The sequence below is a fragment of the Crateriforma conspicua genome (assembly GCF_007752935.1).
GTDB classification, from domain to species: domain Bacteria; phylum Planctomycetota; class Planctomycetia; order Pirellulales; family Pirellulaceae; genus Crateriforma; species Crateriforma conspicua.
The window spans coordinates 6,053,383-6,077,152 of the sequence record NZ_CP036319.1 but is presented as its reverse complement, the minus strand read 5'-3'; the positions used below and the strand labels follow the sequence as shown (position 1 = coordinate 6,077,152).

Genomic DNA, 23,770 nt, shown 5'->3' with positions numbered 1-23,770 from the left:
CACGCGACGAATCGGAAAGGCCCACCCCCAGCGGTTGCCGGTTTTGGATGACAGTTCTTCGCCGCGTCAGCTTCATCGATCCGACGGACCGTCGCTCAGCCCGTCAATCACATCGGTCGCCACCATGAAGGCTTGCCCCAACCGTTCCGCCGCACGGTCGCCGGCGGTGCCGTGCAGAAAAACACCCAGCCGTGCCGCATCCCAGGGAGACATTCGCCGACCATCGTCGCCGCGTTGCCCCAACAGCGACGTGATCACGCCGGTCAACACATCGCCGCATCCCGCCGTCGCCATGCCCGGGTTGCCGGTCGTGTTGGTCCAGCGGCCCGCGCGGCCCACGACCACCGTTGGCCCGCCTTTGACCACAATGACAGCGCCCGTACGATTCGCGATCGAAGCAGCCGCATCGATTTGTCTCTGACGGTCGGATGCGGAAACACCCGTCAATCGCTGCAGTTCGCCCGGATGGGGTGTCAGGACAACCGGTCCGACGTCCGCCGATGCATCGGCGGACTGTGTCGAGTTCAGCCATCCTTTCGCGGACAAAATGTTCAGCGCGTCGGCATCGAACACGCGGGGGACCTTGGTGGTTTGATTCCACAGCAAATCGACGATCCGCTGTGACCCTAAACTGGTCGACATTCCAGGTCCGCACCCGATCGCATCAAACTTGATGTCTCCGCCGGTGGCGTCGTCTTGCAGGAAATCCGCCAACTGCTGGGCCGCTTGAGCGCCGAATTGGCCGCCCTGGTCGTCCAGCGGCACCGTCATCGCGCACGGGTGAAACGCTGCCACTGTTTCCAGGCAACCGTCGGGAACCGCGGCGGTGACCAGACCGGAACCGGTGCGCAGCGTCGCCAAGGTGCTCAGTGCGATCGATCCGGCCATGCCACGCGAACCACCCACCAACAGGCATTTTCCGAAATCGCCTTTGTGAGCGTCAGTTTTGCGGGTCGGACGGGCTGGAAGCGGCGGGGCAGGGTGGTTCATCGGGTTTCAATGTGCCGAAAAAGTGCGAAAGGCCGGGCGCCGATGGGACGCAGGCGTACCTGGATCGTTCGCGATGGCGTCGCTCGATGGGTCAGCCAGACGCTTGCGTCGTGGCGTGTTGGATTCGCGAAACCACCAGCCCGGCCAAGTAGCCGCCCTTGAATCCGGCATCGACGTTCACCACGGCCACGTTCGCCGTGCAGCTGCTAAGCATGCCCATCAGCGGAGTCAGGCCGCCCAGGTTGGCACCGTATCCGACGCTGGTCGGCACCGCGAACACGGGAACCGCGACGTGCCCGGAAACGACCGACGGCAGTGCACCTTCCATGCCGGCGACCACCACCAAGGCATCCGCCTTTTGCAGCTGAGGCACCGACGCCATCAACCGGGCAGGGCCTGCGACGCCGATGTCGTCGAAACGACGAAACGGGATGCCCATCCAAAACAGTGTCTCGATGGCTTCCTCGGCGACGTGCTGATCGGTGCTGCCTGCGGTGATTACCCCGACGTGCGGGATTTGGTCGACCTGTTCGATGTCCAGCTGCTGCGCCGCAGGGCATTCCAGCTGGCCGACGCGCAACGTATGGGCCAGGGGATTGTAAAACGCATGCTCGAAACAGCGGCGAACCTGGGCCGCCGTGGTGTTATCCAATCGGGTGACCAAGGCGTGCTGCTGGGCATCCAGTTGGGTTTGGATGATCCGCGTGATCAGTTCCGCCGACTTGCCTTCGCCGAAAATCACCTCGCCGAAACCACACCGGTCACGGCGTCCCAGGTCCACGGTCGCTCCATCGATCGAACGCAAATTGTCCGCGGGGCTGGCCAAGCATTCGGGGCCGCCGGCGGCTCGAATCCAATCGGTCACTTCGTCGACGCTGGCGTTTCCCGCGGCCAATTGTTCCAGCTGGCGGATCAGATCGGCGGGCAGTGGGGTCGAATCAGACATAATCACGGTCGCTTTGGCGATGAAACGAGGGCAGGGCAGGGTGCGGGGCCGACCCGTGGCACCGATCGGATACCAGGAGGCGGGTGACGGGTGGACGCGGAAATGGAAACCGTGGCCGGTCGCAAGACCGGTCATCGATCGACATCGGCACGGACCGACGCGGTATCGAATCTATCGGTCGACAAAGGCCGCCGGAGGGGCGGTTGCCAGCGGAACGATTCGATTTTCCAATATCGTCAAATTCGTCACAAATTTTCTCAACAGAATAACGATCCATGAAAAGCTGCGTCCTCGCCTATTCCGGCGGCCTCGACACTTCGGTCATTCTCGGTTGGTTGCAAGACCAGGGCTATGAAGTGCATGCGGTCTATGTCGACCTGGGCCAACCCTGCGAGGACCGCGACGCGATCATGCAGAAGGCTCGCGATTGTGGTGCGAAATCTTCGCGGCTGATCGACGTTCGCGAAGAACTGTGTCGCGACTTCGCTTTCCCCGTGCTGGCATGGCAGGCCAAGTACGAACAGATCTATCTGCTGGGCACTTCCATCGCCCGTCCGCTGATCAGCAAGGTGTGTTTGGAAGTCGCTCGCGAAGTCGGGGCGACGGCGTTTGCCCACGGTGCCACCGGCAAGGGCAATGACCAATGTCGGTTCCAATTGGCCGCCGAAGCATTGGACCCGACGGTCAAGATCATCGCGCCATGGCGGATCAAGGAGTTCCGTGAACTGTTCCCCGGACGTACCGAATTGATCGACTACTGTGACGCGAAGAAGATTCCCGTCAAAGCGTCCGCCGCAAAGCCCTACAGCAGCGACGAAAACGTGCTGCACATCAGTTACGAAGCGGGCCAGTTGGAAGAATTGGATGTCAACGGTGTGGAGCTTGTCGATTTCGGCATGGGCGTCAGTCCACAAGAAGCACCGGATCAACCCGAGGAAGTCACGATCGGTTTCGAAGCCGGAGTCCCCACGACGCTCAACGGCAAACAAGTCAATGCACTGGAGATGGTCGAGTCGCTGAATACGATCGCCGGTCGCAACGGAGTCGGGCGGATCGACATGGTGGAAAACCGTTTCGTGGGCATGAAGAGTCGCGGCGTCTATGAATCGCCCGGCATGACCGTGCTGTACGACGCATTGATGTACATCGAGCAATTGACGATGGATCGCGATCTGATGCACCTGCGTGATCGCATGGCGCCCGAAGTCGCCGAAATGGTGTACTACGGGTTTTGGTACACACAAAAGATGGATGCATTGTTTGCGTTCATCCGTGACGCCCAAAAACACACGACCGGCGAAGTCACGTTGCAGTTGTACAAAGGCAACGTCATGGTGGCTTCGCGAACCAGCCCCAACAGCTTGTACGACGCGGAAATCGCGACCATGGAAGGCGGCGGATCTTACAACCAAGACGACGCCGAAGGCTTCTTGAACATTCAAGGACTGCCCAGTCGCGTTCAAGGCACGGTGACACCGCGAAAGTATTGATCGTGTTCGCGTTCAACGGAGGCCCCAGGCAGCGGACCGGGGCCCCGTTGAACGCTTCGTCGTCTTTGAACCGGGAAAAGTTTGTGCGCGTACTGCACGTCATCACGCGAATGATCATCGGCGGCGCGCAAGAAAACACGTTGCTGAACTGTTTGGACTTGGTTCAGCTGTATGGGGATGACGTGTTGCTGGTGACCGGACCCGCGCTGGGCCCCGAAGGCGATTTGATCAGTCAGGGACGAACCGGCGATTTGCCGGTGCGGATGATTGATTCGCTGCGACGAAACATTCATCCGTTGCGTGACGCCACCGCCGCCCGTCAATTGCGACAAGTGATTCGGCAATACAAACCGGATGTCGTTCACACCCACAGTGCCAAGGGCGGCATGCTGGGACGATGGGCGGGGTGGGCGGAAAAGGTGCCCGCCGTTGTGCACACCGTTCACGGTGCGCCATTTCACCCTTATCAGCCTGCCGCGTCGCGACGATTCTTCGCCGCGTGTGAACGCTGGGCGGCGAAGCGTTGCCACCGGTTGATCTCGGTGGCCGATGCGATGACCGATTTGATGGTCGACGCATGCGTCGCGCCACGTGAAAAGTTCATCACCATTCACAGCGGAATGAATGTGCAGCCGTTTTACGACGCTGATCAGCATCGCACGGAAATGCGGCGTCACTACGGCTTTGTCGATGAAGACATCGTCATCGGCAAGATCGCTCGACTGTTTCATTTGAAGGGCCATGCCGACCTGATCGAATCGGCCAAGGACGTTGTCGCCGCCAATGCACGGGTGAAATTCCTGTTGGTCGGAGATGGCATCTTGAAAGATTCCCTGCAGCGTCGCGTGGACGAACTCGGGCTGACGAAGCACTTTGTGTTCGCCGGATTGGTTCCACCGACCGACGTCCCACGTCAATTGAGCGCGATGGACGGCCTGGCACACACGTCGTACCGCGAAGGCCTGGCTCGAGCTTTGCCTCAAGCTTTGATCGCGGGCCGCCCGGTGGTTTCTTATGACGTCGATGGGGCCCGCGAAGTTTGCATCAGTGGCGAGACCGGATTTCTTGTTCCCCCCGGAGATATCGAAGCATTGACCCGCGCATTGATCGATTTAGCCGCCGACCCGCAGCAGCGACAAACGATGGGAAATGCCGGACGAAGCCGGTTCACCGATCAGTTCAAGCACGAAACCATGACCCGGCGGATCCGCGATCTGTACGAAGAATTACTGGCCGAATCGGGGGCCCACACCGGTTCCTGAAAGGGCAGGGCGGTGCGTCATCGACCAGGTGATTGGCGGCCAGCTTCGCGCGATCCGCAGCGTTGCCGCCATCGGCAGGGGTTCCCAGGCCGTCGAGGCCTCAGCGACAACCGCACGCCGTGCGGTTCGTGACGATTGAGGCCACCTTTCGGTCTACACCAATCTGCCGGTCGTCTACTATGATGAGAGCCCGCAAAACTTCTCTAACCCTCATCGGCCGCAAAGATTACGAATGTCAAAAACTCGCGACTTCCTGGGCCCCTATCGCCTGGCACGACTGATCCGGGCGGGCAGTACCAGCGAAGTTTGGGAAGCCATCGAGGAGCATGACCACAAGCGGTATGCGTTGAAAATTTTGAAACGCAGCATGCGGGAGAACAAAGGGGAGATCGCCGCGCTGAAGCACGAATTCAACGTCGCCAAAGATCTCAGCAGCGATCGCATCGTCAAAATGTACGAACACCGTGTCGAAAACGGGGTGCCGTTTCTGGTCATGGAATTGTTCAGCGAATTGAACATGAAGCAGGCTCTGCGACGCGGGCCAGAGTCTCTGGCGTTCATGTTGGACAAGATCATCATGCAGGCCGCCGAAGGCCTGTATTACATGCACACCAAGAATTGGATTCATCGCGATATCAAGCCGGACAATTATCTGGTCAGTCGCGAAGGCGTCACCAAGCTGATCGACTTCACGATCGCCGAGCAAAAGAAGTCCGGCATCGGCAAGTTGTTTCATCGCAGCGGCGGGACAGTGCAGGGCACTCGCAGTTACATGTCGCCGGAACAGATCCGCGGCAAGATCTGTGACGAACGCAGCGACGTCTATTCCTTCGGCTGTGTGTTGTACGAAGCGGTAACGGGAAAGCCGCCGTACACCGGCCAGACGCCGAACGACTTGCTCAGCAAACACCTCAACGCGTCCATCCCGAGTGCCGTCGCGCAGAACAACAACGTGACCAAAGAGTTTGCGGAGTTGGTCAAGAAGATGATGGCCAAGAAACCCGATCTACGACCCGAATCCATGTGGGAGTTCTTGAAGATCTTTCGATCACTGCAGATCTTCAAGAAACGTCCCAAGCCACCTGAAATCAGCGTCTTTGACGACATGCCGGGAATCCGCGGCAGCGAAGACTTGTTGATCAAAGGCAAGCCAAAGAACGAAGGTGATGAAGAATGAGCGCCGGCCCCGGTTTGGAATTTGAACAAGAGATCAACGATCTGGAAGAACGGATCGCTGCGATCGAACGCGCCACCGATCGGACCGGTGCCGATGATGACCAGTTGCGTCAATTGCGATTGGAATTGGTCCATCGCTTGAAGGAAGTCTACGGTTCGCTGGATGCATGGCAGACCGTCCAGATCGCACGGCACAAGAACCGTCCTTACACACGCGACTATTTGACCCTGGCGTTCGACGAGTTCGTTGAATTGCACGGCGACAAACACTTCGGTGATGACCGTGCGATGTTAAGCGGATTCGCGAAGCTGGATCGATTCAAGGTCATGGTCCTCGGTCACCAGAAAGGCCGCACGTACAAGGAACGTGCCGCCTGTCATTTCGGATGTGCCCACCCCGAAGGCTATCGAAAAGCCATGGTCAAAATGCGGCTGGCCGAAAAGTACCGCTTGCCGCTGATCTGTTTCATCGACACGCCCGGTGCCTATCCCGGCGTCGGTGCCGAAGAACGTGGGCAAGCTCAAGTGATTGCCGAAAGCATGTTCATGATGAGTCGGTTGAAAACGCCGGTCATCTGCATCGTCATCGGCGAAGGCGGCAGTGGCGGCGCCCTGGGGATCGGCGTCGGTGACCGTGTCGCCGTTTTGCAGCATGCTTACTACAGCGTGATCAGCCCCGAGGGTTGTGCGGGCATTTTGTGGAAAAGTCACGAACACGCGCCCAAAGCCGCCAACGCGCTGCGGTTCACCAGCAGCGATTTGGTTCGCCTGGGCGTCGTCGACGATGTCATCGAAGAACCGCTTGGCGGTGCCCATCGTGACCACCACCAAATGGCGTCGCGGCTGAAGACCTATCTGTCTCGCAAGTTGTCGGAATTGGAATCCGTTCCGGTCGATCAGTTGATCGAACAGCGGTACGAGAAGTTCCGCGCGATGGGCATCTTTGATGAGATTGCGGCGACCGCTTGATGGTCTGCGTTGTCGTTGTCTTGGGCGTGCATGGCCAGCCATCAGTCGGCTGGTCGATCCCAGGCGTTGACGCTGATGCGGCCTGAAAGCGGGGCGAATTTTAACCGCTCCGCAACGTCCGATAATGCCCCTTATGTTGTATTCGAGGTGCGGTTTTCCCCGTGTTTCAGGCGATTCGCCGATCCGCGGGTTCCTCACACTGGACCCTCGGCGATGCATGCCCCGCTAGCGTTGCCACGGCGGCACGGCGTTGTTCGGTCCCCCGTCATTCCATCCGCCGTTTTGCGGCGATGATGCGCCGCCGGGATTCGATCCGCCATGCGAAGAACCGTTCGTTCCGTAAGCCGAACCGTTGCCGGTTTGGCCTTGGTTGAACGAAGAAGACGGCTGAAAATTTTGGTACGCACGCTGTGCGTTTTGATACGTCTGCGATGCCGATTGGCGGACGTCTTGATACGCGTTTCCGGCTTGTCGATAGGCGTCTTGTGATTGGTCAATTTGGCGTCCCCAAGCGTCGACTTGCTGACGTGCCTGATCGAATCCTTGTTGAATGAACTGGTTGATCGGCGTCGCATTGGATTGGCCACCGGACCACGATGATGCCGATGCGGGGATCGCCGGTACGCCGCCGGGCGAAGATCCCGAACCCGATGCGAATCCGGAATTCCAGTTCTGCGTCGCGGGATTGTTTTCTGCCGAGTTACTCGACCACGGTGCCGACCATGGTTGGGATGGATTGGGTTGTGCCTGTTGGAACTGCTGGTCGAATTTGTCCAAAACCGGCTGAACGATTTCGTGCAATTCCGGTGGGATGATCGCTTGACTCTTGTCCAAGACGCGAGCGATGTAGCGACCGCTGTGGCTTGCGACGATGGACTCCCGGAGGCCCGGGCCCAACAGCGTGACCGCGAACAGCGTAATCAGCGTGCAGTACAAGGCACCTTTCAACAGACCGAACATGGCACCGATTTGCCGGTCAAATTCTTTCAGCCGCATGCGGTCGATCGTCCGGCTGATCATCCGGAACAACATCCAGATCACTAGCGACGTACCCACGTACAAAATCAGCATCGCAAGGAACCGATTCCACGGCGGATCGGCTTTGATGGATTCGCTAAAGGGTTCGCGAAACTGGTACGCGACGATGTAGCTGACGACGATCGATGCGATCGAAGCCAGCTGCCACGCAAAGCCTTTGATCGCGCCGAACAACGTGGCCCCGACCAAGACGACCAGCATCAGGATGTCGTAATTGTCCATTCCGCGAACGAGTTTGGGAGCAGGGCGTTTTGCTAGCAAAAAATGAAACACGACTTCGGTGTTCCATGACGCCGCGACGTTGGCCTCTGGCAAGCGACTTTCTTATACGCGATCGACCGGAGGCATCTGAAGACCAATCGCGGTGGCATTCGGCGGTGAATACTGGCTATGTAAGACGCGGGGAACTCCGCATGGCTGTTGTTGGTGATGGGAATCCAGCGATCGCCAAACTGACCGGCGTGTTGCCCGGGGCAAGGGCGACGCAATGATGCCCCGGTGCGACACACCGCGGACCGCCCTGCTCCGTCGATTCCAACCTTCACCCCTGCATTGAAACCCGACGCGTCGTGGCCGATTTCAAAACCCACATCACCGGAAGCACGCTGGTCGGCGTCGGCTATGGGTATTGGGGAATGGCGTCCCAGGGGATGTCGCTGGAATCGGCGATCATCGCAGGTGGTTTGTGCAGCGTCAGTGGGATGCTGCCCGATCTGGACAGTGATTCGGGAATCCCGCTGCGTGAAACAAGCATGTTCGCCGCGGCGATTGTGCCCGTCCTGATGATCGAACGCTTTCGCGACATGGGGTTGTCCAACGAAGCGATGGCATTGGGGGCGATGCTGGTTTACGTGACGATCCGATTCATCCTCGTGGAAGTCTTCAAACGCTACACGGTCCACCGCGGAATGTGGCATAGCATTCCGGCGGCTTTGGTTGCGGGACTTTCGGCTTATCTAGCGATGCCCTGCGCCAGCGAAGGGATCCGCGTTTACAAGTCGTTGGCCGTTTTCGTGGGCTTCATGGTGCACCTGATACTGGACGAAATTTGGAGCATCGATTTCCGACTCGGGCACTTCCGACTAAAAAAGTCGTTTGGAACCGCGCTCAAATTCTTCGGCAACAACTGGATCGCCAACGTGTCGGTGTACGCCAAGCTATTTCTGTTGGCTTATCTGGCGTGGGGCGACTACGGGATTTTGGATCGTCTGCGTCAACGCAATCGCATGCAAGAAACCGGGGCGGCCTATGAAACCTACATTGCCGATCCACAGCAGGAATTTCGGCAATGGGCCGATCGATTGCCTTGGCGATGATCCTGGCACCAATCGGAGAATCAACCTCGCTCCAAAATGAAAGTGACCGGTCCGTCATTGGTCAGTGCCACTTTCATGTCGGCCGCGAAGATGCCGGTCTCAGTCGGAACGCCCTGCCCGACCAACCGGTGAACGAAATGCTGGTACAGTTCATTCGCAATGGCGGGGTCTGCTGCGTCGGTAAATCCTGGGCGACGACCTTTTCGACAATCCCCCAGCAAGGTGAACTGACTGATCGCCAACGCCGATCCGCCGATATCCAGGATCGATTGATTCATCTTGCCGTCGCCATCATCAAAGATGCGAAGTTCGGCGCATTTTTTGGCCAGCCACTCGGCGTGTTCCGCTTGGTCCCCCTGCCCCACCCCGACAAGTATCATCAGGCCTGGGCCGCAGCGTCCCACGATCTTTCCGTCGACAGACACCGTCGCTTCGGTGACTCGCTGGATAACCAGACGCATGTTTCCGTTTCCAAATGACCAAAAAGGGCGATCACGTTCGTTGGGTTTGCGGCGACATTCATCGCGGACAAACCCCTCCAACCGTCTTCGACGACCCCGGGGAAAGATGACACTGGGGGACTGCGTCCGCAGCCAAAATGTCATCGATGGATTGCCGGGCTGAATCGCAGGCTGTTTGGGCCATGGATCTGATCCAGATGCCCCGCCTGTTTTACAATGGACCGTCGATACAAACTGACCGCAAGCCGCCTGATTCTTTGATCCGCATCGTCCATGGAATTCCTTTTCACCTGTCCGCACTGTGGGACGCGAACCGAAGTTGATCGGAAATTTAGCGGTGCGCAGGGGGCATGTGTGACATGTGGACGACCAATCACGATTCCCGATTTTGATAGCCCTGACGCATCGTCACTTCGATCAACTGCAAACGCCAACGACACGTTCCGGTGGCGAAGCACCATTGCCCGCAAGCCGCTTGCCATCTTTACCGCGGGGCTGGTCTTCCTGGGTTGCCTGGTCGCCATGCTGGTGGCGGTGGTGAGATTTGGTGGTGGAGCCGTTTCGACCATCCAGACGGCACAAAGCCGCGCGGTGTCGACTTCCAACCTAAAGCAGATTGCAAAAGCTTTGAATGCTTATGCCAATGACTATGGGCGTTATCCGCCGGCCTACACGGTCGGTCCGTCGGGGGCTCCACTGCATTCATGGAGAGTCTTGATATTGCCTTATCTCGGCGAAAATGAGCGATACGAATCCATACAGCTCGACCTGCCCTGGGACAACGCGGCCAACCGGCAGTGGACGAATGTGGTGCCCGACGTTTACAGCCATCCAAGGAATGAAGGGTTGCCGGGAACAACGCCCTATCAGGTTTTTCTAGGACCGCGAACGGTCTTTGCGCCCGGTCAGTCGATTTCGCCGAAAGATATCACCGATGGCCGTGCATCCACGTTGTTGGTCGCGGAGGTGCAGCCCGATGCTTTTACCAGAAGTTGGATGCAGCCGACCGACTTGGATTTTCGTCAGCAATGGAACCAGGGATACGGCGGCATGTCGGAAGAAATACGCGGTATGCATCCAGGTTCCATTCTGGTGACGACGGCAAACGGCCAGGTGCATCAATTGGATCTTCAGACTCCCGTTACAACCATTCAAGCGATGATCACACCTGACAGTGGTGATTCGGTGCCGGCGGGTACGCTGCGTCCGGTCGTCGCTCGATAAACCCGCTGGCGACCATTTCGGGATCGAGTGGCTTGGTGTGGCACACTGCGGCGATCGCTCGGGGTTCCAGTGGCAGTGTCGCCGATTTGCTGGTCCGAACGAGCCCTGGGGGACCGGTGACATGGGAGATGAACGCCCGCCCATCTTCAGCCGACAAAAGTTGACGCTGAATTGCCGTCGACATTTCGATCGGCGATCGTATTACAGTTAAGGTGTTCCTGCGGACGATCTGAAGCAGACAGTCCAGGACCGTCCTGGCCCGAGACATGCGGCCCCTACCCTACCCCGCCCCTTCGATCCGAGTTTCCGCCCGTGAATGGCATTTCCATTCTCTGCGGTACTCGGATCCGATCTCGACAACTGAGAAAACATGCCAAATCAAACGAGCATTGCGCGTCTATTCTTGATAGCGTTTTTCTGGATTTCTGGCGTCTGCTGGACTGGCACTGCGATGGGCAGTGAATCAGCCGACGCTGCCAAAAGGGAACCCAGCAACATCGTATTTGTGATTGCGGATGATTGTACGTTTCGAGATATCGGTTGTTATGGCGGGCAAGCGTTGACACCCAATATCGATGCGCTGGCGACGCAGGGCATGCGGATGACGCACTGCTTTCAAGCGGCCCCCATGTGTTCACCCACGCGTCACAACGTTTACACCGGTCTCTATCCGGTCAAAAGCGGGGCGTATCCGAACCATACGACGGTCGATCCGGGGACCAAGTCGGTCGTTCAGTACCTGGGCGACTTGGGGTATCGCGTCGCACAAAGCGGGAAGACACACGTAAATCCGAAGAGTGTCTTCACTTGGGAAAAGCTGAATTCAGATGCAAAGAAGAAGCGAGGCAAGAATCCCGATTTCAAACGCATCGACAATTTCTTTGTGGAGTGCAAACAGGCTGGTCAGCCGTTTTGTTTGCTCGCCTGTTCGAACGAACCCCACAGCCCGTGGGACAAGGGGGATGCGTCGCAATATCCCCCGTCGGATTTGGAACTGCCGCCCTACTTTGTCGACACGCCTGAAACACGTGACGCATTCTCGCGGTATCTTGCCGAGATTACATACTTCGATGGTCAAGTCGGCAAGTTGTTGGACCTGTTGGATAAACGGGGTTTGACCGACAATACTCTGGTCATGGTCGTCAGCGAGCAAGGCAATTCCTTCCCGTTCGCTAAATGGACCTGCTATGACACAGGGCTTCAGTCGGCTTGCGTGGTTCGTTGGCCTGGAAGAGTGAAGCCAGGTACGGTGAATCCGGCCATGATCGAGTATGTGGACTTTTTACCGACTTGGATTGAGGTCGCCGGCGGGATGCCTGACAACAATCTGGACGGCGCAAGCCTTGTGAATGTGTTTGCGGGCAAGCAGACACACAAAAATTATGTGTTTGGTGAAATGACCACGCGGGGGATTCACCATGGATCGGAATACTATGGAATCCGATCGGTTCGTTCCGGACGCTTTAAGTACATCTGGAACTTCAGTCCTGAAATGGAGTTCCAAAACGCATGCACTCGATCAAAAGAATTCAAAAGTTGGATTGAGGCTGCAGAAAACGGAAACGCACAAGCCGCCGAATTGGTTCGACGCTACACACGTCGCCCGGAATTTGAATTGTACGACATTCAAAGCGATCCGCTGGAGCAAGAAAACCTGGCACGAATGCCGCAGTACACGGCGGTGAAGGATCGATTGAAAGCGGAACTGGATCGTTGGATGGCCGCCTGTGGCGATGCCGGTCATCAGACGGAAATGAAGGCCTATGATCGCATGCCCGGTCATTCGCCCAAGGCAAATTAGTCATCCGATCGCTTTTTGGGTGTCGATTTCAAGGAAACGTATTTCATCTTGCCGAGGGATTCGTTGATGCGATTGGCTGTGATATGGATGGCTGCATTCACCGCGATTGGGGTGTCTGTGGCGGATGATGGTGGGACGCAGTTGCCACATTTGGTCGTCTATCTTTCGGATGACCACTCGCAGGCAGATTCCAGCCTTTATGGAAATTCAAATATTCCGACGCCACAGATGGAGCGTTTGGCTGATGAAGGTCTTGTGTTCACCCATGCATTTGTGGCTTCACCCGCCTGTGCGCCAAGTCGCGCCGCTCTACTGACCGGATTGATGCCTGCTCGCAACGGCGCGGAGGCCAACCATACGCAACCACGTCCCGAAATTGCGTCACTGGTCGGGAATTTGAAAGACGCCGGATACTATGTTGCTGCGTTTGGAAAAGTCGCACACGGCAAACAGGTGAAACGGTACGGGTTCGACCAAGTTCGATTGCAATCGTCCCTCCAACAGTTGAAGCCCAACGTCCGGAAATTTTTGCGGACATACGATTCGTCGAAACCGCTGTGTCTGTTTGTGGGGACGAGCAATCCTCATGTTCCTTGGACCAGCGAGACGACCTTTGACGTGGGCGATATAGAATTTCCACCGCATCATCTGGACACGCCGGCGACCCGCAAGCACCGCGCGGATTATTACCAGGAGATCAAAGAACTGGACCAGTACCTGGGCGAACTGCGATCGGATGTCGACCGGCATTTGGGATCCAATGTTTGCTTTGTGCATTCCAGTGATCATGGATCCCAATGGCCGTTTGGGAAATGGAACTTGTATGATTATGGCACCCGCGTTCCCTTGATCATGGCCTGGCCAGGCCACATTCCAAGCGGGAAGACGACCGGTGCCATGGTCAGTTGGATTGATCTGTTGCCGACGCTGATCGACCTGGTTGGTGGCCGTCTTGCGGATGATTTGGACGGACGTTCGTTTTCTAATGTCGCCTTGGGGGAAACGGATCAGCACCGAGATTGGATTTTTACCACGCACACCGGCGATGGCCGGATGAATGTCTATCCCATCCGCTCGGTGCGTTCGCGTCGTTGGAAGCTGATCCACAACCTGCATCCAGAATGGGCACATACCAATCACTCGGATCTGCTGCGCAAGCCCGGTGCAGGTGCCTACTGGAACGAATGGTCGGATCGGTTTCTGTCCGACGAACGTGCCAAAATGATCGTCAACAAATACTACATGCGGCCGGAGTGGGAGTTTTACGATTTGGAATCGGATCCCTGGGAACAGCGGAATTTGGTGAACGATCCAAGCCATGAAGCAATCATCGGTGATTTCAAACACAGACTGAACGATTGGATGCTACAACAGGGGGATCAATGCACCGTTCATGCTGATCCGCGGCCTTTGGAGAATTCTAATCAATGGCATCCACGCTCGTTTCCCGATATCGCCGACTGACGAAGGAATGGTTCTTGCCGTTCGTGGAAATGGATCGTCCTTCGTTGTGCTTTGGCGGATACCGATCGCTGTGCAGCGTCGCAAAGTTTCCGTTGGCCATCTTGGTTGGAACGCTGCTGGGCATTTGTGCGGCCACAGTGGATGCGGAAACGCCGAAATCGGTTCTGATGATTGCGGTCGACGATTTGGGCGCCGCCATTCGGTGCTACGGTGATCCGGTTGCGGTGACACCGAACATCGATCGGTTGGCGTCTCGCGGGGTCAAGTTTGATCGTGCCTATAACCAGTTGCCTCTTTGCAATCCGTCGCGTGCTTCGGTGATGACCGGATTGCGGCCTGACGCCATCAAGGTGTACGACTTGGCGCGTCATTTCCGCGAAGAATTACCCGGTGTCGTGACCCTGCCCCAAGCCTTTCAAAAGGCGGGGTACCAAACCCGACGAGTCGGGAAGATTTTTCACTATGCGGTTCCCGCTGCAATCGGCACCGATGGGTTTGATGATCCTGTGTCTTGGGATCAGGTTGTCAATCCAAAAGGTCGAGACAAGCGTGAGGAGCACCTCGTCTTCAACGCCGAACCGCATCGCAAGATCAGTGCTTCGTTGTCATGGTTGGCCGCCGATGGAACCGATGAAGAACAGACCGATGGGATGGTTGCAACGCAAGCGATTCAGTGGCTGGAAGATGTGCCAAAACGACCCCAGTTCATTGCAGCTGGGTTCTTTCGACCCCATACGCCTTACATTGCACCCAAGAAGTATTTTGATCTTTATCCACTTCAGACCATTCGGCTTCCTTGGTCACCCGAAAATGATCGTGACGATATCCCCACGCCGGCGTTTGCACACAATTGCCCCGTTCCAAACTATGGTTTGGATTCAATGACGCTGCGGAAAGCAATCCAAGCCTATTATGCGACCGTTTCATTCGTTGACGCGCAAGTGGGACGGATATTAGATGCCGTGGACGCTGCCGACTTGTGGGATGATCTTGTGATCGTGTTTTGGTCCGATCACGGATACCATCTGGGAGAACACGACGGCGTCTGGCAAAAACGAACGCTCTTTGAACAAGGGGCACGAACACCGCTGATCATGTATTCGCCCGAAGCCAAGGGAAACGGCGCCAGTTGTGATCGTATCGTTGAATTTGTTGATATCTTTCCGACCTGTCTACAAACCGCCGGTGTGCCGTTGGGTGACTTGGCCGGACGGCTGCATGGCCGTTCATTGGTGCCGTTGTTGGATCAACCGCTGATTGAAGATTGGAACGGCAGCGCGGTGACGCAGGTGTTACGCCCTGCGGATCAACGCTTGGCAACACCAGTCATGGGACGCTCGGTTCGAACCAGAAGGTATCGCTATACGGAATGGAATGGCGGAGATTCAGGTGTTGAACTGTATGACCACCATAGCGATCCGATGGAATTCCATAACTTGGCAACTCAACCGGATGAATCGGTCCGGCGCAGCGTTGAAAGACTTCGGGAACTGTTTGGGGATCGCGCTATTGCGTATCCGCCGACCAGTCCTTTTGAACCAGCAGCCCTTTGATCGGGCCGACGGAAGTCAACAATGGTTGCAGCTATCGGATGCAACGTTGTCAGGTGGACTAGCGAATTTCCATCGGTTTAGATGGCGGAAAGAAGTGAGCTGCCGTTTCGCGAAAGTCGCTCAGTTGCGTCTGTTTCCAGTCGCCATCTTCTTTCAGTTCGGTCGCCATGATGTCCGCCACTTTCTCGGCGATCGCCATTGTCGACGATGTGTTCAGGAACAGACATCGTGTGCGGCGTGCCAGAACGTCCTCCACCGTTCTGGCCATTTGATAGCGTACTGCTCGTTGGATGTCGGCAACCGTGTAGGCGAAGTCCTGATGAAGAGGCGTCGGGTCGGCACAGTCCGGTTTGATGGCATTCCCATCGATGATGGCAGTGTCGGTGGTGCGACATGGTCGCGATGGCAGATTTGCTGTTTTGATCGCTCGGTCCACCACGTCTTCCGCCATTTTCCGAACGGTTGTCCATTTGCCGCCAGTGATGGTGATTAGTCCGGAGGTGGACACCTGAATCTTGTGATCTCTTGAAAGCGATGCCGTCTTGGCGCTCGGATCGTCTTGCACCAAGGGGCGAATCCCGGTGAAGACGCTTTGGATGTCTTCGTATCCTGGTCGGCGGTTCAGATAATCCGATGCCGTCTCCAGAATAAAATCGATTTCCTGATCCTGCGCCGACGGTTCGACGATCGCTTTGTCAATCGCCGTGTCGGTGGTTCCGACCAAAACATGATCGTGCCAGGGGATCATGAACAATACACGCCCGTCGCTGGTCTTGGGCACCATCAGTGCCGATGATCCCGGCAGGAAATCTTTGGGCAAGACAATGTGGACGCCTTGGCTGGCGGCGACCAAGGGTGAACTGTCCGGCGCATCGACCGCTCGTAGCTGGTCGCAGAAGGGGCCGGTCGCATTGACCACTGCCCTGCCCCGAATATCCAACGATTGATGCGATTCCGTATCGGTCACGTGGACACCAGCGATCGCCCCCGAAGCCGACTTTTCAAAGTCGAACGCGTTGGCATAGTTCAGCAAGCATGCATCGTGCTGTGCCGCGGTCAGCGCCATGTCCGTCAACAACTGTGTGTCATCAAACTGGCCGTCTTGGTATTGGACGCCGCCGCCGGTTCCGTGATTGGCCAACGTAGGCAGGTGTTCGACGACGGACTTGGCGTCAAGCATTTTTGAACCCGCGAAACCTGCGCCGGTCGCCAGCACGTCATACAGCTTCAGCCCGGACCAGTAATACCATCGGGCAAGTTTTGAATCACAGGGAATGATGAACGACAGCGGATGAACCGTGTGTGGTGCGTTCTTCCGCAACAACGATCGTTCACGCAGTGCATCGCGGACGAGGGTTAGGTTGCCCTGCTGGAGATATCGCACGCCACCGTGAACCAGCTTCGTACTTCGGCTGGAGGTGCCTTTGCCGAAGTCGTCTCGTTCCACCAGCACGACATCCAAGCCTCGCGTTGACGCATCCAACGCGATGCCGACACCCGTTGCCCCGCCTCCGATGACAACCAAGTCCCAGGGGTCAGAACGACTTTGGATTCGTTCAATCGATGCGTGCCGGTCCAGTGGTTTGGGGGAGATATTCGTGGGCATCAAGCTTTATCCCAGTGGCGAGATCTGGAAACGGCGTCGCGCCAACGTCCGCGACGGTGAATGACCTCATCGGACGACATCGTCGGATGAAACGTTCTGTCGACGGTCCAGATGGTTTCGATTTCGGCGGTGTCTTTCCAAAACCCGGTTGCGAGACCCGCAAGGTAGGCGGCGCCCATCGCGGTTGTTTCCACCGACTTGGGGCGAACAACCGGAACGCCCAGGATGTCCGCTTGAAACTGCATCAACAGATCGTTCGCAGCCGCGCCACCATCGACACGCAACTCGGTCGGATCGATGCCGGAATCTTCCTTCATTGCGTCCAAGACGTCGGCAACTTGAAAGGCAATGCCCTCCAAGGTCGCGCGAGCCAAATGGGCACGGGTCGTCCCCCGAGTGATTCCAATCAAAGTGCCGCGTGCGTGTGCATCCCAGTGTGGTGCCCCTAATCCGGCCAGTGCCGGAACCAAATAGACATCATCGGTGTCATCGACCTGAGCAGCCAAAGCTTCGACATCAGACGATTGTTCGATGATGCCCAATCCGTCGCGAAGCCACTGCACCGCTGCACCGGCGACAAAGATGCTGCCTTCCAGCGCGTAGGAGGGCGATTCGTCCAAGCGACATGCCGCCGTGGTCAACAGCTTGGATTCGGAAAGCATCGGATGATTGCCGATGTTCATCAGCATGAAGCAACCGGTCCCATAGGTGTTTTTTGCCATACCATGTCGTGAACAATTTTGTCCCATCAAAGCGGCTTGTTGATCGCCCGCGATTCCGGCGATTCGAATCGGGGAACCGAACAAGTCGGGGATCGTTTCACCATGGATCGCGGACGACAAAACAACGTCGGGTAAAACGCTGGCCGGGATGTCGAATAGCTGCAGCAGTTCGTCGTCCCATCGCTGATCCGACAGATTCCATAACATGGTTCGTGACGCGTTGGTGACGTCGGTGATGTGGTGTTGCCCCCCGGTCAGGTTCCAGATCAGCCAACTGTCGACGGTCCCGAACGCGACCTTTCCGGAATCGGCTAGCCGCCGAGCGTCGGGTGTGTGGTCCAGCAGCCACCGCAACTTGGTGGCACAAAAGTAGGGATCAATCACCAATCCCGTCTTGTTTCGTACACGTTCGCTGTGCCCTGCCCCGACCAAACGTTCGCATTGCTCGGCGGTGCGGCGATCCTGCCACACGATTGCCGGCGCTAGAGGCTGTCCGGTGTCGCGATTCCAGATGATGGTTGTTTCACGCTGGTTGGTGATGCCGATTCCCGACACAGCGTCCGCTGAAATCTGCTGTTCCTGAAGCAACTGTTGTGCGACGTCGCGTTGGGTTTGCCAGATTTGCAACGCATCGTGTTCGACCCAGCCCGGCTTGGGATAATGCTGGGTGAACTCTTGCTGTTTCATTCCAACGACGGATCCGTCGTGATGGATCAGCAGGGCGCGGCTGCTGGTGGTGCCTTGGTCAAGTGCCAGGATCATAGGTCAGCGGTCGTGCGAAAAGGACTTGGTGGGTGGGCTTAATCCAAAGGGGCCCATGAATGGGGATGCCAAGATTTTATCGCAACGGCCCACGGTTCGCTGTCGTGGACAAGGTCACGCGCACCAGACGATAGGGATTTGATCGCGATTCGCCGGCATGAAGAATCGTCTTTGCAAACGTTCGAAAGTGCGATTGTGTTTGGGGGTATCAAGACAACGGTTGTCGCATGAAAAAAGCCGCCGATGAAAACACCGGCGGCTGTTCGAGCTAGAGCATCAGATGACGATCTAGGCGGCGAATTCAGTCTTGCGGACACCCAGTTGCGTTTGCAACCGGTTGACAATGGAGGTGTGCATTTGGCTGACGCGTGACTCGGAAAGATCCAACGTCGCGCCGATTTCCTTCATCGTCAATTCTTCGTAGTAGTAAAGAATGATGATCAAGCGTTCGTTTCGATTCAGGCCTTTGGTCACCAGACGCATCAGGTCGTTCTTCTGGACACGACGCGTCGGGTCTTCACCCTTCTTGTCTTCCAGAATGTCGATTTCACGAACGTCCTTGTAACTGTCCGTTTCGTACCACTTCTTGTTCAGCGAAACGACGCCGACCGCGTTGGCATCGGACTGCATCTTCTCGACTTCTTTGACGTCCAATTCCATGTGCTCGGCAAGTTCTTGGACGGTCGGGGCACGCCCCAACTTTGTTTCCAGGGTCTTGCGAGCGACGCCCAGTTTGCTGGCTTTGCTGCGAACCAAACGCGGGACCCAGTCCATCGTTCGCAGTTCATCCAGCATGGCGCCACGAATCCGTGGCACGCAATAGGTTTCGAATTTGACACCGCGGTCCAGGTCGTACGCGTCGATGGCGTCCATCAACCCGAAGATGCCCGCGCTGATCAAGTCGTCCAGATCGACGCCATCGGGCAAGCGTTGCCAGATACGTTCGCCGTTGTATTTGACCAGCGGCATGTACCGTTCGACCAGCTTGTTGCGAAGCGGTTCGTAGTTGGGAGCGTCTTTCGACGTCTCCTTCAACGTGGCCCATACTTGTAGGATCTCGTCATCGGCTGTGACTGTCGCTGCCATTCAATCCTCCGTGAAATCATTTGGCCGTCGCGGCATCCTGCCGGCGACGCGTTTGGCCACGTTTAGTCTGTATTTTTGGATTTCGTTGTCGACGTTTCGATTTCCGCGATGCTCTGGCGATACCAGTCCACTCGGTGGCGAAACATCTGTTCGACGTTGTGACAGATCAGGTGATCCGTGATCCATCCGGCAAAGGCGCCGATGATCGCGAACACCACCAGCACGGTCACGGATTCCAAAACCACTTGGCTGACCAATTCGCGGTGGATTGCACCGCGAATGATGACCATCGCCATGGCGAGGGAACCGAGTGAGACGGCGTAGGTTCTGATCAACGGCCCATCCACGTGAACGGGTCAAATCGAAACAATAAATTCCTGTCGGAACGATCTGGCAAGATTTTGAAAATCAGACTCAAGCTGAATTTCTCTTGTGCGGGCCGCTCCATTTTTCTGTATCGGTTGGCGGGTGGCTTTGACTTGATCGGATTGATCGAAAAACCTTTAACAATCCGTTTCTCAGGCGGCTTCCAAGTGCTGTCGTGAAACCGCAGAGGGAAACATTTGCTGTGCCAAAGCATCCGCGTCGGCAATGCCGATGTCGTCGGGTACTTGCTGACCATGTGTGACGTAGCTCAGCGGCAATGAGCGCCCGTTTCCGCGGTCGCTTGTGGCCGACTGTTCGAGCGCGGCCAGTACCGTTGCGCTGTGCGGTGTTTCGTCCATCTTGGTCAAGATCATCGCGTCGGGACGTGCCGGTGAAAAACCGTTCAACGTCGTCAAAATGGAATCCAAACCGCTGGTGGCACTCAGCACCAAGTGAATCTCATCAGGCTTTGCGGCATCCAGATAGGACACCAGTTGTTCGATTCTCGCGTCGCTGCGAGGGCTGCGGCCTGCGGTGTCGATCAAGACCAAGTCGACGTCTCCCAATCGTTCCAAAGCCGCTTGCATATCGCCGGGGTCTTCGACGACCTCCATGGGCAGATCCATGATTTGCGAATACGCCTTCAGTTGTTGAACAGCGGCGATGCGATAGGTGTCGATGGTCAGCAAGCCGACCTGACGACGGGCTTCGATTCGGAAGCCAGCGGCCAGCTTGGCGATCGTTGTCGTTTTGCCGACGCCGGTGGGGCCGACCAGAGCCACCACGTGACGGTGCCCCGGACGTGTGCGAATGGGGCCGGCGATCTTGATGTTACGGGCGACGGTTTGCTGTAGCGGTTCGGCCCAGGTCAGCGGGCTGGAATGGTCACCCAGCGTTGCCTGGAAACTGGCGGTCGAACTGATCCAACGTGCAGCGATCGAATGCGGAACACCTAATTGAAGCAATTCCGAACGATAGACTTCCAATGACGCGGGCAGGTCGTCGCTGCTGTCGGTGCGAAGGCGGATTGACACGTCGGACGACGGGTCCCTGGCGTCGATTCCGGTCGGTTCCAGAGCCATCGGATCAGCGGGCGACGCGGTCGTTGACACCGGAATTTCGCTTGCCGGAAATTCATCACTCATGCCCGCGGTGACTTCGACGTGGGTTCGCCCCAACCATCCCAGCCAGCCGTCACGAACCTGACGTGTATGCAGCACCGACGCGGTCGGGCCCATCTGTCGCCGGATTTCCGCCAGGGCGGCTTGCAGGTTGGCGGCTCGGAAGGTGCGAATGTGCATGGTGTCAAACGTGGAAGTGATTATCGTTTTGGACCGTCGGTCGACGAAGGCAAACGGACGACGATTGCGTCGGATTCAGGGAGTACTGTTGGTGGGGATCAGGCCTTGCCGGGAGCTTGGTCGCTGACGACCCCGTGTGATTCGATTTGGGTGTCTTGGGTGATTTCGTTGAAGGAAAGAATTCGCAAACGCGGAATGGTCACCGCCGTAAGTTGCCGAAGCCCAGGTCGAATTCTTGGACTTACCAAAACGACCGGGTGGTGACCCAGACCTATCAGTCTCTTAACCGCTTCTTGCAATCGGCTGCAAGTGAGGTCCACGGCTTCAGGGCTCATCCGGACAAAAAGTCCTCGCTCGTTGTGTTCCACGCCGGCCGCAATGCGATCTTCCATTTCCGGATCCAAGGTGACGACGTGCAAACGGCCTGATGCGTCGCGATAACGGGAACTGATGGTCCGTGCCAGTCGGTGACGCACGTATTCACAAAGCAGCGTCGGATCTTTGGTCTTGCCCGCGAAATCCCCCAGGGTTTCCAGGATCAAGCTCAGCTGGCGAATCGGCACGTCTTCACGCAACAGCTGTTGCAAGACCTGCTGAACTTCACTGACCTTCATCACCCCTGGGATCAGCTCGTCCACGACGGCCGGAGCGACTTCCTTCAATTCGTCGATCAGATGCTTGGTGGAATCGCGGGACAACAATTCGTCGGCGTGCCGCTTGGCGATCTCCTGCAGATGTGTTGCCAGGACCGCACCGGGTTCGACCAGCGTGTATCCAAAGATCGCCGCCTGTTCCCGCCGCATCGGGTCGATCCAAACCGCGGGTTCCCCGAACGTGGGATCGCGAGTCACTTCGCCTTCGATGGTACCGGTGGTCTGGCCGCTGTCGATTGCCAGCAAGTGGTCGGGAAGCAGCGACGCGGTGGCCATGGAATTGCCCGCGATTCGAATTTGGTATTCCATTTGTCCCAACGCCATGTCGTCGCGAACGCGCACCTTGGGCAGAATCACCCCGATGTCGCCGGCGATGGAGTGACGAATGCCGGTGATGCGTTGCATCAAATCACCGCCACGCGACGGATCGGCCAAAGGCAACAATCCAAGCCCGATGGCGACTTCCATCGGATCGACGGTTAGGAAATCTTCTGGACGTTTCTCTGGTGGCGGTGTGGCCTTTTCCGCCTCCATTTCCGCCTGCTTCGCTTCGGCTGCTTGATGGGAGTGCCGGTTCATGACGACAGCCAATCCGATGCAACCGAAACCAAGCGTGGCCATGGGCAAGGCGGGCAAATTGGTCACGATCATCAGGCACAAAAACGCACCGGCGACCATCAAGGCTTTGGGATTGCCAAACAGTTGTTGCAGGAATTGTTCCGGCAGACTGCTCTTGGCGGCACTTCGCGTCACCAACAGGCCGGCAGCCAGGGAGATCAACAGCGCCGGGACTTGGCTGACCAACCCGTCGCCGATCGTCAACTTGGTGAACAATTCCGCGGCTTGGCCAAAGGACATGCCCGCCCGCATCGTGCCGATGTAAAGTCCGCCGACGACATTGACCAAGGTGATGACGATGCCGGCAATCGCATCGCCCCGGACGAATTTGCTGGCACCGTCCATCGCACCATAAAAGTCCGCCTGTGCGTTGATCTCTTGGCGTCGACGTTGGGCTTCTTTTTCGTCGATCAGTCCGGCATTCATGTCGGCATCGATCGCCATTTGCCGACCCGGCATTCCGTCCAAGGCGAATCTGGCGGCGACTTCACTGATCCGGGTCGCCCCTTTGGTGATCACGATGAATTGAATCAGGACGATGATCACAAAGATGATCAATCCGATTTCCAGTCGGTCGCCCGCCACGAATTCGCCAAAGCTTTGGATCACACCTCCGGCGGCGTTCATTTGGTTCTTTTCGGCACCACTAAGGATCAAACGTGTCGTAGCGACGTTCAGCACCAGCCGAGCCAGCGTGGTAGCCAGAAGCAACGACGGAAAGATGCTGAATTCCAGCGGTGTCGCCACATAGACGGTCGTCAGCAACACGATCACGCCGATCGTGATATTCCCCGCCAACAGCAGGTCCATCAACATCGGTGGTAACGGGACCAGAATGACCACCAGACAGGCGATGATGCCCAGCGGCAGAATCAAGTCGCGATAACGCATCAAGCGTTGCATGGGCGATCCTTCGCACCGTATCAAACGTCTCCGCGGCACCCAGCCTCAGGTGCGGTCGCGGCA

Annotated in this window: 19 protein-coding genes; 9 read left to right on the top strand and 10 right to left on the bottom strand. The window is 57.1% G+C overall.

Annotated features, from left to right (window positions below; translation table 11 throughout):
* Nucleotides 1-72 precede the first annotated feature (72 nt).
* Both Mal65_RS22275 and larB read right to left on the bottom strand, forming a co-directional pair.
* Nucleotides 73-990, bottom strand: coding sequence for an NAD(P)H-hydrate dehydratase (locus Mal65_RS22275; RefSeq protein WP_145302823.1), 918 nt, complete (start codon nt 988-990; stop codon nt 73-75).
* Between the two features lie 91 nt (nt 991-1,081).
* On the bottom strand, nt 1,082-1,936 hold the full coding sequence (larB, locus tag Mal65_RS22270; RefSeq protein WP_145302820.1) for a nickel pincer cofactor biosynthesis protein LarB: 855 nt from the start codon (nt 1,934-1,936) through the stop codon (nt 1,082-1,084).
* Nucleotides 1,937-2,211: 275 nt separating this feature from the next.
* Here larB and Mal65_RS22265 point away from each other — a divergent pair, with 275 nt between their 5' ends.
* From Mal65_RS22265 to Mal65_RS22250, 4 genes are all read left to right on the top strand, one after another.
* Nucleotides 2,212-3,426 (top strand): argininosuccinate synthase, encoded by a 1,215-nt coding sequence (locus tag Mal65_RS22265; protein ID WP_145302817.1) that lies wholly within the window; start codon nt 2,212-2,214, stop codon nt 3,424-3,426.
* An 83-nt stretch (nt 3,427-3,509) separates the two neighbouring features.
* Nucleotides 3,510-4,688: a glycosyltransferase family 4 protein gene (locus Mal65_RS22260; RefSeq protein WP_145302814.1), complete on the top strand. Its 1,179-nt coding sequence runs from the start codon at nt 3,510-3,512 to the stop codon at nt 4,686-4,688.
* A 232-nt stretch (nt 4,689-4,920) separates the two neighbouring features.
* Entirely contained in the window at nt 4,921-5,865 is a 945-nt protein-coding gene (locus Mal65_RS22255) for a serine/threonine-protein kinase (protein ID WP_145302811.1), read from the top strand.
* Entirely contained in the window at nt 5,862-6,833 is a 972-nt protein-coding gene (locus Mal65_RS22250) for an acetyl-CoA carboxylase carboxyltransferase subunit alpha (protein WP_145302808.1), read from the top strand. Before Mal65_RS22255 ends, Mal65_RS22250 begins: the two co-directional genes overlap by 4 nt.
* 225 nt (nt 6,834-7,058) lie before the next feature.
* On the opposite strand, the gene Mal65_RS22245 is transcribed toward Mal65_RS22250, so the two are convergent.
* A complete protein-coding gene (locus Mal65_RS22245) occupies nt 7,059-8,186 on the bottom strand; it encodes a CvpA family protein (protein WP_231131214.1) in 1,128 nt (375 codons plus the stop codon).
* Nucleotides 8,187-8,440: 254 nt separating this feature from the next.
* Between Mal65_RS22245 and Mal65_RS22240 the strand changes: the two genes are divergently transcribed.
* Nucleotides 8,441-9,187, top strand: coding sequence for a metal-dependent hydrolase (locus Mal65_RS22240; protein ID WP_145302805.1), 747 nt, complete (start codon nt 8,441-8,443; stop codon nt 9,185-9,187).
* 20 nt (nt 9,188-9,207) lie between these two features.
* Here the strand turns inward: Mal65_RS22240 and dtd are convergent, their stop codons facing one another.
* Nucleotides 9,208-9,648 carry a D-aminoacyl-tRNA deacylase gene (gene dtd / locus Mal65_RS22235; RefSeq protein WP_145302802.1) on the bottom strand — a complete coding sequence of 147 codons (441 nt, stop codon included), beginning with the start codon at nt 9,646-9,648 and terminating at the stop codon, nt 9,208-9,210.
* A 354-nt stretch (nt 9,649-10,002) separates the two neighbouring features.
* Between dtd and Mal65_RS22230 the strand changes: the two genes are divergently transcribed.
* The 4 genes from Mal65_RS22230 (at nt 10,003) to Mal65_RS22215 (ending at nt 15,690) form a co-directional block, all read left to right on the top strand.
* On the top strand, nt 10,003-10,872 hold the full coding sequence (locus Mal65_RS22230; protein ID WP_165701458.1) for a DUF1559 family PulG-like putative transporter: 870 nt from the start codon (nt 10,003-10,005) through the stop codon (nt 10,870-10,872).
* Nucleotides 10,873-11,323: 451 nt separating this feature from the next.
* A complete protein-coding gene (locus Mal65_RS22225) occupies nt 11,324-12,673 on the top strand; it encodes a sulfatase family protein (RefSeq protein WP_145302796.1) in 1,350 nt (449 codons plus the stop codon).
* A 66-nt stretch (nt 12,674-12,739) separates the two neighbouring features.
* Entirely contained in the window at nt 12,740-14,137 is a 1,398-nt protein-coding gene (locus Mal65_RS22220) for a sulfatase family protein (protein ID WP_145302793.1), read from the top strand.
* Nucleotides 14,101-15,690 carry a sulfatase gene (locus Mal65_RS22215; RefSeq protein ID WP_231131213.1) on the top strand — a complete coding sequence of 530 codons (1,590 nt, stop codon included), beginning with the start codon at nt 14,101-14,103 and terminating at the stop codon, nt 15,688-15,690. Before Mal65_RS22220 ends, Mal65_RS22215 begins: the two co-directional genes overlap by 37 nt.
* A gap of 58 nt (nt 15,691-15,748) precedes the next feature.
* Here the strand turns inward: Mal65_RS22215 and Mal65_RS22210 are convergent, their stop codons facing one another.
* From Mal65_RS22210 to flhA, 6 genes are all read right to left on the bottom strand, one after another.
* Nucleotides 15,749-17,296: a glycerol-3-phosphate dehydrogenase/oxidase gene (locus Mal65_RS22210; RefSeq protein WP_145302790.1), complete on the bottom strand. Its 1,548-nt coding sequence runs from the start codon at nt 17,294-17,296 to the stop codon at nt 15,749-15,751.
* Nucleotides 17,296-18,780, bottom strand: coding sequence for a glycerol kinase GlpK (gene glpK / locus Mal65_RS22205; RefSeq protein WP_145302787.1), 1,485 nt, complete (start codon nt 18,778-18,780; stop codon nt 17,296-17,298). The genes Mal65_RS22210 and glpK overlap by 1 nt, the downstream gene beginning before the upstream one ends.
* Before the next feature lie 288 nt (nt 18,781-19,068).
* Nucleotides 19,069-19,866 (bottom strand): FliA/WhiG family RNA polymerase sigma factor, encoded by a 798-nt coding sequence (locus Mal65_RS22200; protein ID WP_145302784.1) that lies wholly within the window; start codon nt 19,864-19,866, stop codon nt 19,069-19,071.
* A 62-nt stretch (nt 19,867-19,928) separates the two neighbouring features.
* Nucleotides 19,929-20,162, bottom strand: coding sequence for a hypothetical protein (locus tag Mal65_RS22195; RefSeq protein ID WP_146410893.1), 234 nt, complete (start codon nt 20,160-20,162; stop codon nt 19,929-19,931).
* Between the two features lie 222 nt (nt 20,163-20,384).
* On the bottom strand, nt 20,385-21,533 hold the full coding sequence (locus Mal65_RS22190) for a flagellar biosynthesis protein FlhF (RefSeq protein WP_145302778.1): 1,149 nt from the start codon (nt 21,531-21,533) through the stop codon (nt 20,385-20,387).
* A gap of 98 nt (nt 21,534-21,631) precedes the next feature.
* Nucleotides 21,632-23,695 carry a flagellar biosynthesis protein FlhA gene (gene flhA, locus Mal65_RS22185; protein WP_145305123.1) on the bottom strand — a complete coding sequence of 688 codons (2,064 nt, stop codon included), beginning with the start codon at nt 23,693-23,695 and terminating at the stop codon, nt 21,632-21,634.
* Nucleotides 23,696-23,770 lie beyond the last annotated feature (75 nt).

Bases quoted from the DNA above. Each gene is read 5' to 3' on its own strand.
- Mal65_RS22200 (WP_145302784.1), bottom strand. From the start codon at position 19,866: ATGGCAGCGACAGTCACAGCCGATGACGAGATCCTACAAGTATGGGCC.
- Mal65_RS22195 (WP_146410893.1), bottom strand. From the start codon at position 20,162: ATGGCGATGGTCATCATTCGCGGTGCAATCCACCGCGAATTGGTCAGC.
- Mal65_RS22255 (WP_145302811.1), top strand. From the start codon at position 4,921: ATGTCAAAAACTCGCGACTTCCTGGGCCCCTATCGCCTGGCACGACTG.
- Mal65_RS22275 (WP_145302823.1), bottom strand. From the start codon at position 990: ATGAACCACCCTGCCCCGCCGCTTCCAGCCCGTCCGACCCGCAAAACT.
- larB (WP_145302820.1), bottom strand. From the start codon at position 1,936: ATGTCTGATTCGACCCCACTGCCCGCCGATCTGATCCGCCAGCTGGAA.
- flhA (WP_145305123.1), bottom strand. From the start codon at position 23,695: ATGCGTTATCGCGACTTGATTCTGCCGCTGGGCATCATCGCCTGTCTG.
- Mal65_RS22220 (WP_145302793.1), top strand. From the start codon at position 12,740: ATGCGATTGGCTGTGATATGGATGGCTGCATTCACCGCGATTGGGGTG.
- Mal65_RS22190 (WP_145302778.1), bottom strand. From the start codon at position 21,533: ATGCACATTCGCACCTTCCGAGCCGCCAACCTGCAAGCCGCCCTGGCG.
- dtd (WP_145302802.1), bottom strand. From the start codon at position 9,648: ATGCGTCTGGTTATCCAGCGAGTCACCGAAGCGACGGTGTCTGTCGAC.
- Mal65_RS22210 (WP_145302790.1), bottom strand. From the start codon at position 17,296: ATGCCCACGAATATCTCCCCCAAACCACTGGACCGGCACGCATCGATT.
- Mal65_RS22265 (WP_145302817.1), top strand. From the start codon at position 2,212: ATGAAAAGCTGCGTCCTCGCCTATTCCGGCGGCCTCGACACTTCGGTC.
- Mal65_RS22215 (WP_231131213.1), top strand. From the start codon at position 14,101: ATGGCATCCACGCTCGTTTCCCGATATCGCCGACTGACGAAGGAATGG.
- Mal65_RS22250 (WP_145302808.1), top strand. From the start codon at position 5,862: ATGAGCGCCGGCCCCGGTTTGGAATTTGAACAAGAGATCAACGATCTG.
- glpK (WP_145302787.1), bottom strand. From the start codon at position 18,780: ATGATCCTGGCACTTGACCAAGGCACCACCAGCAGCCGCGCCCTGCTG.
- Mal65_RS22225 (WP_145302796.1), top strand. From the start codon at position 11,324: ATGGGCAGTGAATCAGCCGACGCTGCCAAAAGGGAACCCAGCAACATC.